General features: G+C 55.0%; 13 protein-coding genes and 1 tRNA gene. 7 read left to right on the plus strand and 7 right to left on the minus strand.

The annotated features are described in order from the left end of the window. Positions 1-46: 46 nt before the first annotated feature. On the minus strand, positions 47-319 hold the full coding sequence (locus tag SLH47_RS00820) for a hypothetical protein (protein WP_320237387.1): 273 nt from the start codon (positions 317-319) through the stop codon (positions 47-49). Between the two features lie 53 nt (positions 320-372). Here SLH47_RS00820 and SLH47_RS00825 point away from each other — a divergent pair, with 53 nt between their 5' ends. Next, positions 373-828, plus strand: coding sequence for a hypothetical protein (locus tag SLH47_RS00825; RefSeq protein ID WP_320237388.1), 456 nt, complete (start codon positions 373-375; stop codon positions 826-828). Then, positions 821-916, plus strand: coding sequence for a hypothetical protein (locus SLH47_RS26360; protein ID WP_413785613.1), 96 nt, complete (start codon positions 821-823; stop codon positions 914-916). The genes SLH47_RS00825 and SLH47_RS26360 overlap by 8 nt, the downstream gene beginning before the upstream one ends. Before the next feature lie 126 nt (positions 917-1042). Here SLH47_RS26360 and SLH47_RS00830 read toward each other — a convergent pair whose 3' ends face one another. From SLH47_RS00830 to SLH47_RS00855, 6 genes are all read right to left on the minus strand, one after another. Continuing rightward, positions 1043-1507 carry a pyridoxamine 5-phosphate oxidase gene (locus tag SLH47_RS00830; RefSeq protein ID WP_320237389.1) on the minus strand — a complete coding sequence of 155 codons (465 nt, stop codon included), beginning with the start codon at positions 1505-1507 and terminating at the stop codon, positions 1043-1045. Beyond that, on the minus strand, positions 1507-1935 hold the full coding sequence (locus SLH47_RS00835; protein WP_320237390.1) for an excinuclease ABC subunit B: 429 nt from the start codon (positions 1933-1935) through the stop codon (positions 1507-1509). Before SLH47_RS00835 ends, SLH47_RS00830 begins: the two co-directional genes overlap by 1 nt. A gap of 267 nt (positions 1936-2202) precedes the next feature. After that, positions 2203-4410 carry an excinuclease ABC subunit UvrB gene (gene uvrB / locus SLH47_RS00840; protein ID WP_320237391.1) on the minus strand — a complete coding sequence of 736 codons (2208 nt, stop codon included), beginning with the start codon at positions 4408-4410 and terminating at the stop codon, positions 2203-2205. A gap of 87 nt (positions 4411-4497) precedes the next feature. Then, positions 4498-6222: a methyl-accepting chemotaxis protein gene (locus SLH47_RS00845; RefSeq protein ID WP_320237392.1), complete on the minus strand. Its 1725-nt coding sequence runs from the start codon at positions 6220-6222 to the stop codon at positions 4498-4500. A 25-nt stretch (positions 6223-6247) separates the two neighbouring features. Then, on the minus strand, positions 6248-6802 hold the full coding sequence (locus tag SLH47_RS00850; RefSeq protein ID WP_320237393.1) for a hypothetical protein: 555 nt from the start codon (positions 6800-6802) through the stop codon (positions 6248-6250). A gap of 423 nt (positions 6803-7225) precedes the next feature. Continuing rightward, a complete protein-coding gene (locus SLH47_RS00855; protein WP_320237394.1) occupies positions 7226-8092 on the minus strand; it encodes an aminoglycoside phosphotransferase family protein in 867 nt (288 codons plus the stop codon). Positions 8093-8608: 516 nt separating this feature from the next. Between SLH47_RS00855 and SLH47_RS00860 the strand changes: the two genes are divergently transcribed. From SLH47_RS00860 to SLH47_RS00880, 5 genes are all read left to right on the plus strand, one after another. Continuing rightward, a complete protein-coding gene (locus SLH47_RS00860) occupies positions 8609-9844 on the plus strand; it encodes an aminopeptidase (RefSeq protein ID WP_320237395.1) in 1236 nt (411 codons plus the stop codon). 119 nt (positions 9845-9963) lie between these two features. Continuing rightward, positions 9964-10275 (plus strand): ETC complex I subunit, encoded by a 312-nt coding sequence (locus SLH47_RS00865; protein WP_320237397.1) that lies wholly within the window; start codon positions 9964-9966, stop codon positions 10273-10275. A gap of 184 nt (positions 10276-10459) precedes the next feature. Next, a tRNA-Arg gene (locus tag SLH47_RS00870) sits at positions 10460-10536 on the plus strand. A gap of 206 nt (positions 10537-10742) precedes the next feature. Continuing rightward, positions 10743-11405, plus strand: a complete 663-nt coding sequence (locus SLH47_RS00875) for a sugar transferase (RefSeq protein WP_320237398.1) — start codon at positions 10743-10745, stop codon at positions 11403-11405. Between the two features lie 88 nt (positions 11406-11493). Then, positions 11494-11751 carry a spike base protein, RCAP_Rcc01079 family gene (locus SLH47_RS00880; protein WP_320237399.1) on the plus strand — a complete coding sequence of 86 codons (258 nt, stop codon included), beginning with the start codon at positions 11494-11496 and terminating at the stop codon, positions 11749-11751. Positions 11752-11790 lie beyond the last annotated feature (39 nt).

An 11790-nucleotide genomic window follows, 5' to 3' on the forward strand; every position in this document is an offset into this window, starting at 1 on the left:
TTTCGGAAAAGGCGATCCCCAATGAAAGGACCTCTAACGCGGGCGACTATGCCCTGTCACCACATGCCACCGGCAGATGAACTCTAGCCGCCCCGTGTGGCCGCTCGGGTGTGTTCCAAGGTCTATCCTTTACGCTGCCGGCGCGGTGTAAAGCAATGGCATGATTCCGTCGAGGCGTGCAGACCTTGTGATTTGCGAAGACCAAGGTGAACAATGCTTGAAGGTCGACGCGGTTGAGCTTGGTAATTTCGATCGAGATATCGGCGATCGCCGCGGCTTTATCTCCGAACTTGGATTCGAAGACGAGGTAGTTATCCATCCAAGCGACATCTCTCTGCCCTCTATTCCTCTGGCGCACCCGTCGCAGACTGTTTGGCTAACACCCGCATTCTGTTGCTTGATGCATATCCGCAGTTCGGCGCCATCTGCCGCGAACAGCCCGCTTGGAAACAGCGCGACTATGCGGGTGGTCGGGGTTCTCGCACGCGCTATCTGAGATTGGCTATTCTATGCCGCCTGATCCCCGACGAGGCCGCGCCTCCGGTGGATGCGGTCGAATTCTGGCCTGAACGAGACCCGGTTTGGCAGCGCTTCATTGCGGATTTTGGGCATGGCGCGGGACGTGGAACTGTCTCTGACTTCGTTTTCGCCAACGCCTGCCCGCGGCTTCTGCGGGCGCTTGATCCAGGAGAAACCGACTCAGTTCGCGTGGCCGCGCTGGAACGCTTTGATGCCGGGGTGGCTTCGAGCTATCCGCAGTGCAACCAACCCGTTATGCTCCAATCACGACAATATCAACGATACATACTTTGGTTATTGGATTTATGAGGCCGCGGCGGCGAAAGCAATGATGAGACTTGATGACGTGACGCTGGAAAACTCGACCACTTACCCAAAGGACTGGGAACGAGCTTAGGTCTTCCCGTTTGCGGGTGGTAAAACGGAGCAAATCAAGGGCGCTGTATGTTCAGACTTTTGCGGGTTCGTGCTGACTATCCGGGTGCATGGAGGCCCGTGGCAACGCCCTAATAGTTCTGCAGTGTTAGCGAATGTCATCTGCCGACAAGCGGTACGCTTTGCCGAAGCCACCGTTGAGGTGGATTTTCGTGGGCTGTAATCGGAACAACCGAAAGTCAGTAAAGTCGTAGTACAGCTTTGCCTTGGGTATCGCGTCGAGCCATCTTTGCTTGTTGGCGGCCTTGTCCGCAACTTCTGCCGTCCCCATGATCGTCATACGAGGATGTGTCAGGGGGTCTCCCTTCGTCTTTGGCTCACCGATGAGTGCCGCAAAATCTGGCTTCTTTTGCATGGCCTTGGTGTGCGTCGACAACGTAGAGATGAGGGTGAGCAGGCCGCCGTTGTCAGGTACCATCGCCACGCGCGCGACATAAGGAATGCCGGGATCGATGATTACCGACAAGGCGCCAAAGCGAGTCTGGTCCAAAATGCTGCGCGCAAGTGTACGCGCCGCATCTGTTGTCGTGTTTACAGGGTCGCGTTTTGGCATCATGCAATATTGTCTGCGGGGCAATTCCGAAAATCGCGGATCGCCGTGCCGATATCTGTGAGCGCGAAGCCAACCGTCATGTCGCCGGAGGTCGCGTAGGCACGTAAGTTGAATTCCAAGCCATTCAGGACATTCCCAAAACCTGTATCGGTGACTGTCAGGCTGCGGCGGTCATCGCTCAGGCGATGCCGATCCGTCTGGATGCCGATGGGCCGTTCGCCCGCGAAGGCCATCGCAAAGTTAGGCGCATCGGGCCACGTGGCTTCAGGAAGTGTGATGGTAATCGTGTATTCGGGCAGGCTGGCGTCGTAGGTGATGGTCAGTGTGCCGTCGACATTTGTCTCGGTTAGTGTGCAGATGGGGCTGGGCGCAAACTCCCATGCCGCAGCAGGCCAGGCCAAAAGGATGAAAGCAAGAGCAATACGCATGAAATTTAGTTAGCTGGCCTCACGGCACAGGCAAGCTTTGGCAATGAAACGCGTGGCGCCGCGTTTCCGGCAAGCCCTCGGTCGCTCAAATCTCACGACCTACTTCAAACGTTTCAGTGGCGCACTGTCCGTGGGCCGCATCTCGGAACCGTTTGGTTGAGAGATTGGGTCATCAAGCCATTTTATCTCAGATGCCTAGCGACTAACCTATCTTGGGCCAATGCCCGGCTCGAACTTCCCGTGAATTTAGGTGGACGCACTCAATGCTTAGCGTTTTCTGCGCTTAACATTCCCGCCTCGCTGACCGGGTCGTCCGGCGGTACTTCGCCCCGCAGCCTTATGCGCCTCGCCGACTGCTTTATCCACGGCTTGTTGCCGGGCGAGGGGGTCGTCGCTGACAACAAGATCAACTGTTTCCAGCCGCTTGATTTCGTCCCGAAGCCGGGCCGCTTCTTCGAATTCGAGGTTTTCGGCCGCTTTGCGCATGTCATCGCGCAGTCCATCCAGCACCGCCTGCAGGTTACTGCCGGCCATCGGCTTTTCGACTTTGGCAGTGACCCGGTTCATGTCGACATCGCCTTTGTAGAGGCCGGCAAGAATGTCTTCTACATTCTTTTTCACGGTCTGTGGCGTAATCCCGTGTTGTTCATTGTAGTCGAGTTGTTTCGCGCGACGCCGGTTGGTCTCCTTGATCGCCCGATCCATCGACCCCGTGATGTGGTCTGCATACATGATAACACGGCCATCGGCATTTCGTGCGGCCCGGCCCACGGTCTGAACCAGAGAAGTCTCGGATCGCAGAAAACCTTCCTTGTCAGCATCGAGTATTGCGACAAGCCCACATTCTGGAATGTCCAGCCCCTCTCGCAGCAGATTGATACCGATCAAAACGTCGAAAGCACCGAGACGAAGGTCCCGTAGAATTTCGATCCGCTCAATCGTGTCGATATCGGAATGCATGTAGCGCACTTTGATGCCTTGTTCATGCATGTACTCGGTGAGGTCTTCGGCCATTCGTTTGGTCAGCGTCGTGCAAAGCGTGCGGTAGCCATTTGCGGCAACTTTCCGCACCTCGTCGAGCAGGTCATCGACTTGCATATCAACGGGACGGATCTCAATTTCTGGATCGATCAGTCCGGTAGGCCGGATAATCTGTTCAGTGAAGACACCGCCTGCCTGTTCTAATTCCCAGGCTGCAGGGGTCGCGCTGACAAAGATCGATTGCGGTCGCATTGCGTCCCATTCCTCGAACTTCAGGGGGCGGTTATCCATACAAGAGGGCAGGCGAAAGCCATGTTCGGCAAGTGTGAACTTGCGCCGATAGTCACCTTTATACATGCCACCAATTTGCGGCACGCTGACATGCGATTCATCTGCGAAGACGATCGCGTGATCCGGAATAAACTCAAAAAGCGTTGGCGGCGGTTCGCCGGGTGCACGCCCTGTCAGATAGCGGGAGTAGTTCTCGATACCATTGCAAACACCGGTCGCCTCAAGCATCTCAAGATCAAAATTTGTGCGCTGCTCAAGCCGTTGTGCCTCAAGTAGTTTGCCATCGTTGACGAGCTGATCAAGTCTGATGCGGAGTTCTTTCTTAATGCCCTGAATAGCTTGCTGCATTGTTGGCCGCGGCGTGACGTAGTGAGAGTTTGCGTAGACGCGGATCTTCTCGAATGTATCAGTCTTCTCGCCTGTAAGCGGATCGAATTCCGTGATGCTTTCAAGCTCTTCGCCAAAGAACGAAAGTTTCCAAGCGCGGTCATCAAGGTGGGCTGGCCAGATTTCCAGCGAGTCGCCACGCACCCTAAAGCTACCGCGCTGAAATGCCTGGTCGTTGCGACGGTACTGCTGTGCAATCAGGTCGGCCATGATCTTGCGTTGATCATAATCGCGGCCTGCATGCAGATCCTGCGTCATCGCACCGTAAGTTTCAACAGAACCGATACCGTATATGCACGATACCGATGCCACGATGATGACATCATCGCGTTCAAGGAGCGCGCGCGTGGCTGAGTGACGCATACGGTCAATCTGTTCGTTAATCTGGCTCTCTTTTTCGATGTATGTGTCGGACCGTGCGACATACGCCTCTGGCTGGTAGTAATCATAATAAGAAACAAAGTATTCGACCGCGTTTTCAGGGAAGAAGCCTTTGAACTCACCGTAAAGCTGGGCTGCCAGGGTTTTGTTGGGCGCAAGTATGATGGCCGGCCGCTGAGTTTCTTCAATGACCTTCGCCATTGTAAAGGTCTTGCCGGTACCCGTTGCGCCGAGCAAAACCTGCGATTGTTCGCCTTCAATCACACCCTGGGACAGCTCGCGAATTGCCGTTGGTTGGTCGCCCGCAGGGTCGAAATCCGTATTCAAAACAAAGCGCCGCCCGCCCTCAAGCTTCTCGCGTGTTTTGACGTCCGGAGCAGGGTTCGACAAGTAATAATGCGGGTCGGAAGTACTATGTGTTGCTGGCTCGGCCACGAAAAACCCCTCTGGTGATAGGTTACCAGATCATATTTCGCGGACGATTTTCAACCCCTGAGCTGAGTGAATGTTTCCGTTTTGTACCTAAGCTGCGCGGTGCGCATGCATCATTGATCCAGGCTCTTCGATTTCGAATGAAGTCACGATTTCGTTGAGCGCCGCAGCCTGTTGGCGCAGCGTTTGACTGGCCACATCAGCACTTTCCACCATGCTGGCATTTTGCTGGGTGACTTTATCAAGTTGACCAACGCCAAGGTTGATCTCAGCCAAGCCGCGGGATTGTTCGGTCGCGCCGCTGGCCATGTTGGACATCAGTGTCGAGATATCTGCGACCCTTTCCGTGATTGCCATGAGGGCGGCACCAGTTTCGTCGACAAGCTTTACACCGCGTGCAACTTGTTCTGAACTGCCGCTGATCAGGTCTTTGATCTGCTGGGCAGCCTCCGAAGACCTTTGCGCGAGTTCGCGCACTTCGGAAGCGACGACGGCAAAGCCACGTCCCGCCTCGCCCGCGCGGGCCGCCTCGACGCCCGCATTCAAGGCAAGCAGATTGGTCTGAAAGGCAATGTCGTCGATGACAGAGATGATGGTCGAGATTTGCCGAGAGGAATCCTCAATCTCTGACATCGCCGTCACCGTTTGTTTGACGATTTCACCGCTAGCGTCGGCTTCCGTCTGGGTGGTGCGGACGATGTTTTCGACTTCCTGCGCGCCGTCGGCGGCTGTTTTGACATTCCCGGTGAGTTCATCAAGCGCTGCGGCAGTCTCTTCAAGTGTGGCGGCCTGCGTTTCGGTCCGCTGTGACAATTCACCTGATTGGCGACCGATGTCTTCCGCTTCGGTCTGGATCAGGCGGGCGTTGCTGACCACCGCTTGCAAGGTATCATGCAGTGTCGAAGCCGTATTGTTGAAATCGTTTCTTAGCTGCTGATACTTGTCGGTAAAATCGTGTTCGATGCGCACGGTCATATCGCCAGCAGCGAGGCTCTGCAGCCCTTGGGTAAGCGTCGTGATCACCTCTTCCTGCTCGCGTTGGTCGGCTCTGACAGCTTCGGCTGCGTGGGCAGCCTCCTCCAATCCTTGGCGCATTTGATCCAGGTTCCTGGCAAGCTCTCCGACTTCGTCTTGACGCGAGACGTCAGAAATCGATTCCGAATAGTTGCCAGATGCTACCGCTTGCATCGCGCTCTCCAATCGGTGCAACGGCTGTCCCAAAATGCGCCGCAGCAAGAATGTTGAACAGGTCAGCAGTGCAGCGAGCAGCGCCAGCGCAGAAGCAAGCTTTTGCTGTGTTTGTGTACGTAACCTTGCCATGATCGGCTCGGCAGTCCAACTTACAGCCAAGACACCGACGGTGGCGTTTTCCTGACCAATTCCAACTCGAAAGGCGAAGTCGAGGTTTTCGACATCCCGTGAATCTGCTTCATTGCGCAGGGCGGATTGCGCGAGTGCCCGCAGCGAAGACAGGTCCGACGAACCGGCCTCGGCAAGTATCTGACCTTCTTGGGAAAAAATGATCGCGGAATCTGCCCGACCATTTGATGCCGCGATCAGGTCGTTAATCTGCGCGTTCAGTTCGTCGATATTGCCGAAGCGAATTGATGCTCCGAGGCGACCGGCCGTATTGTTTGTGGCTGTCACGGCCAGGTCTCTGACGCCGTCATGAGCGATAGTCGCCGAGGCCCGCGCATTCTGATAACTGAGTCCGGCGACAATGATCAGTGTGACCAATGTCGTGATCCAAAGACATTTCGCATATATCGACTTGGTCGAGGCACCCAGTGCCCCGGTCAGATCTTTCAACGCCATGGGATGATCAGCCTGGTTTTTCGTATTAGAAGAGTTGCTCAGCATTGACGCCGACGGTCACTGCACCGAGCAGTTCGCCAGTATCGGGGTCGCTAATCGCCATCGACACTTGACCAAGATATGTCTGGGCGGATTCGTCGAATTCGACATCGCCGATATGCGTAGCACCTGGACCCGCACTGTAGGTTTCGGTGAACTTTGCCTCGTCACCTTGCCACATATCAGAGGTGACTGACGATGCCGCGACATTCAGACCAACCGAGTCCATAATGAAGATCTCGGAAATCGTGCCGCCGGATGCATTAACCTGACCGCGCAGGAAATCGGCAGCAGCATTGTTGAGGATTGGTTCAATCGTGGGCGCGTTGCTTTGCCCAACTTCGGCGCGCCACGCTTGATCGAGCGCGAGGATCTGATCGGATTGAAAATCAGCGGTCCGCGAGTTTGCGCTGCGCAGTGCATCAAGGATCACCGGATCGGTCGCCCAAGCGGTAACGTTGCTATGCAGGTAAGCTTCAAGAGCCGGGGCAAACTCGTCAGCCGATGCGGCCTGCGCAGCAACCAAGAAGGTCAGTGTCATTACGTTTCGTTTCAGCATCAAACAACTCCAAGTCAACTGTCAGCCGCTTGGAATGCCCTCCAAGCGTTTTCGCACCCTAGAGTCCCGCTCTTGCTTTTTGATTAACGGCAAAAATCGCTTATGAATTATGCTTTTTGTGTTGCTCGGCAATCAAATGCATAACGGATGGTGCATCTTCGGCAAACCGTCTTAGGCGTTGTCTTGGATGCTTGATTCAAGTGAACACGCTTCCAAGGACGGACAATCTCGATGCGATAAAGCTACGAGGCTGTGCGATTATATGGCTTTATTAGCTGCCGATATTTGTTGTCGATCTCTTGATCGCCCCAATGCAAATCAAAAAAAGCAGGTAGGAAACGCGTCCACTCCCCATGACGAACGCGTTCTATAAGACGCCAAAGTCGCCACATGAAAAATAGAGGTTCAGGTTTGCGCGATAACGCTTCGGATAAGCTCAACCTCCCGCAAGCGCCTTTCGCGGAGCGCTTGGCGATCATCGCCTATCTTTAATGTCCGCCATATCCGCGCAAATAGCGCGAGTTGCATGACAGTGTCGCGGTCAAAGCCCAGGTTTTCTGTGAAGATTTGCACTTGATCGGAAAACACCTTTGCAAAAGCAGACAGGTCTATTTCGGCGCCTGAATCGATAAAAAGGGATTGGCAATTCACGACTGGATGAGCCCTGACACCGCGCGGATCAATTGCGCGTGCGCCAATCGGTGTCTGGATCATGTTTTCGTAGTGTAGATCACCATGAATGACCCGCTCGTCCCTTCTGCGCGACAAAAGGCGCTCAAAAATCCCCAAGCCCTCGGCTAGCAATGCCTCATTTTGTGGGCTTTGGCCATTCTTGAATTTCTGTCGTAAAGTACGGTACTGAGTTGCAGTTTTACGACGGTAGGCAAAAGGAAAACGTATTCTGCTGGTTTCCGTTAGGCTACGGATCACCTCACAGGCGAGGCGCGTCGCCTTTTCGTAGTCTCCTTTTTGCAGCACCTCTTGGACGGTCGGACCTTCGACCCATTCGCTCAGGACCGCGGCGCGATAGAAATCATTTTGGTAAATCTTTGCAATCGCGTTGCTGCTGACACTTTTTGAGAATGAGATTGCTGCCCGTTCACCCCGGTATCCAATTTGTGTGTAGAGTTTCAGTTTAGCGGGTCCCTTTGGGCTCTCCACGCGGTAAACGGTTGATCGATAAGTCTGTAGAATTTGTTCGGCGTTTTGCAAACCCCACCGTTTTGTGACCACCTCAAACGCGTTGGAAGGTGGGGAGATATCCAGTCGCAAAGATGAATTTCCTTCTAGATCCGTAATGATCGTCTGTGAGCGGGTATCATACCGTAGGGCTTGCGCAAGTGTCGATCAACCTGTTCCCATCGTGTCATTGGAGGCCGCTCTTGGCAGCATATCTGACGCCGATGTGCCCGGTGGCGGCATGTATGTTTACACTACAACAGGGCCGTCTTCTTGGCCGCGCCAGACTGCCCTTGTGGACCGGGCATGGTGTTCGATGACGAGTCCGGAGGTAAGCCCTGATTTTGCTGAAGTCGTCTGCCGGTAGAAGACGTCCGGGGGGCGGTCCTCTGAACGGGCGGAGCCGTGGTCTTACCGCCAGACGATCCGAACAGCGGGTGTTCTGACCTTGGTTGACGCCAGAAATGGAACATCTATAGCGTTTCGGCTTTAACTGCAGACATCATGCATCATAAATCACCTTCGACCGTTGCGGAGAGGCAGAGAATTGTGATGCGAGTATGAATCGAAGTGCTTTGACTTTCGCAGATCGGCAACAGGAGGCCCGCCATGACATCCCGTATCGACCCTGAAAAACTCGACCGCTTGGCAGAGGTGGCAGTGCGCACCGGTGTCAATCTGCAGCCGGGGCAGGACCTTGTGATTACGGCGCCAATTGCCGCCCTGGATTTGGTAAGACGCATTTCCGTGCACGCATACAAAGCGGGTGCAGGTCTGGTGACCCCCTTCTTTAGCGACGATGAGATCACACTGGCGCGATATGAAAACGCCCCCGATGAGAGCTTTGACCGCGCACCAAACTGGCTCTTTGAAGGGATGGCAGCGGCCTTTAAAGGCGGTGCAGCGCGTATGGCGATCACTGGCGACGATCCGATGCTGCTAGCAGAACAAGACCCGACTAGGGTCGCACGGGTCAGCAAGGCAAACGCCATCGCGTCCAAGCCCGCAATGGATCCCATCGTTGGATTTGAGGTGAACTGGAATATCGTCGCTTTTCCAGGCGCTGCCTGGGCGGCACGCGTCTATCCGGATGTCTCGGTTGAGGAGGCGCAGGGCAAATTGATGGATGCTATCTATGTCGCCTCACGGCTGGATGGCGATGATCCGGTTGCGAATTGGGCCGCGCATAGTGCGCGGCTGCAGGAACGGGTGGATTGGCTGAATGCACAGGATTTCAGCGCGTTGCACTACATTGGTCCCGGAACAGACCTGCATTTGGGGCTGGCGGATGGTCACATCTGGAAAGGTGGCGCGTCTCCGGCACTTAACGGCGTTGTGTGCCAGCCAAATATCCCGACGGAAGAAGTTTTCACATGCCCACATGCCTACAAGGTTGAGGGCACAGTCGCCGCGACGAAGCCCTTGGCGCATCAGGGCAATGTGATCGAGGATATCGCTGTGAGGTTCGAGGCGGGACGGATTATTGAGGCTACGGCGAGCAAGGGCGAGGACGTACTGCAGGCACTTCTGCAGACCGATGATGGTGCCAGCCGGATCGGCGAGGTGGCACTGGTTCCGCATTCGAGCCCGATTAGCCAATCCGGGCTCCTCTTCTACAACACGCTTTTTGATGAGAACGCGTCCTGCCATATCGCGCTTGGTCAGTGCTATGCGGACACGATTGAAGGCGGCTCAACGCTATCGCCAGATGAGCTCAAGCAAAAAGGTGGGAATCAAAGCATTATCCACGTGGACTGGATGATGGGGTCGGATGCCGTTGATATTGACGGGATCACCAAAACCGGAGAGCGCGTTCCGGTCATGCGCGGCGGAGAGTGGGCTTAGTGGCATTTGCGCACCCGAACCGCCTGGGCATGTAATGTGATTTTGACGCGCTGCGTGCAGCGGCGCTTGCGTGCCAAGGTTGGTTGGCACATATATCCTGCATCTAACGGAGCTTTGCGATGCGTGCACGAATCTTCAGGCCAGCGAAAACCGCGATGTCGTCGGGGACGGCAAAAACGAAACATTGGGTTTTGGAATATGTGGCTGCGACCGCGCGAGAGGTTGATCCGCTGATGGGCTGGACGTCGTCTTCTGATACGCAATCACAAGTTCGGTTGGAATTTGATAGCAAGGAAGCCGCGTTGGATTACGCCAAAGAACACGGGATAGAAGCCAGCGTACAGCAGCCCAAGCCGCGCAAGCCCAACATTCGCCCTGGCGGCTATGGCGAAAACTTCGCGACAAACCGTCGGGGTGCCTGGACACACTAAGCCATGGCTACGATCGGCCGCGAGATATTGGTGCTGCGTAAGTCTTGATTTAGGCATGCATCCCATCGGACATGTCTTTTTTCGAGAAACATATGCTTCTCTGATACGGCGCGGGGTGTTTAACTTTGGTTAGCGATGTTCGGTCTTGCAAAAGACGTCAAACCCAAGTCATACCTCGCAAAGCGGTCCGGTAGCTCAACTGGATAGAGCAGCTGACTTCTAATCAGCAGGCTGAGGGTTCGAGTCCTTCCCGGATCGCCACTGTTCTCAAAATTGCTGCCAAGAATTGCTTTCGCTCATTGGTTGTGAATCCTAATGAGCGTTAAGAATTTTCATTTCAAATCAATCATTTTCAGGGCGAATTTCATACTCTGATTTACGTGTCTTTAATACGGTTGTTTCAAGTTTGTTAACCATGCGGCGGTGCTGGCGTCGCGGTTTTCCTTGCTGGGACGGTGGTATGCGCGATGTTTGATTTTCGAAATGACGGATGGGACGACGTGCTTGCAGGAGGGGCAAGCCTCGCCCCGTCAGCCGCGAATGTGGCGCCACGGCGGATAAGAAAACGCGCGTTCGATTGGACGGCAGCGCTGATGTTGATGGTTCCTCTGGCGCTCTGCGCATTCGGTCTTCTGATCCTCAATCCCTTTCTGAACAGAGGTCCACTCATTTTTCGTCAAGAGCGGATGGGTATGGGGTGTCGTCCCTTCACGGCCTACAAGTTTCGGTCCATGTCGACGCATGTCGCCAAATCGCGGGGCGCTTTTGATGCGCTTGAGACGGACCGCATCACCAAACTGGGGCGCTGGATGCGGCGCTTTCGCATTGATGAGTTGCCGCAGATCATTAATGTTTTGCGCGGCGAGATGAGCATGATCGGTCCGCGCCCTGACAGTTATGACCATGCTTGCGTCTATGTGCAGGAAATCCCCGGATATCGTGATCGCCATCAGGTGCTGCCCGGTATCACAGGTTTGGCGCAAACTCAGATCGGTTATGTTGATGGGCTTGAAGGGATTCAGCGTAAGGTTGCTGCTGACGCGCATTACATCCGGCATGCAAGTCTTGCTTTTGATCTTTGGATTACGTGGCGCACGCTTGGCGTGATCCTCGCGCGTAGGGGAAGCTGACATGTTGCGCGGGCGAACGCGCGCCCGACCAACTCGGTAGAAAGGCCGCAACTTTAGGGCTTGTGTCTCAACCAATGTGGAGAGACCGATGTCCGATCCTTTTGAAACCGATTACGTCAATTTGACCGCGCCCGCGGTGGCGCATTACGCCGTTGTTCCATCCGATACGGCCGATTTGCCGGTGCGTCCCCGTGCATTTTACGTCAACGTCGCTGGCAGCGTGGCCATTCAAGACGCTGCGGGCGAAGCTGTCACCTACGAGGTTGGTGCAGGTGCCGTGCTGAGTATCCGTGCTGAGCGGGTGTTGGCCACGGGAACCACGGCACAGCTGATCGCGTGGTACTAAGCCATGATCGGTTTGGCGCTTTCCCCCGGGTCGGGGCAA

It is taken from the genome of Cognatiyoonia sp. IB215182 (assembly GCF_033963905.1).
Lineage (GTDB): Bacteria > Pseudomonadota > Alphaproteobacteria > Rhodobacterales > Rhodobacteraceae > Yoonia.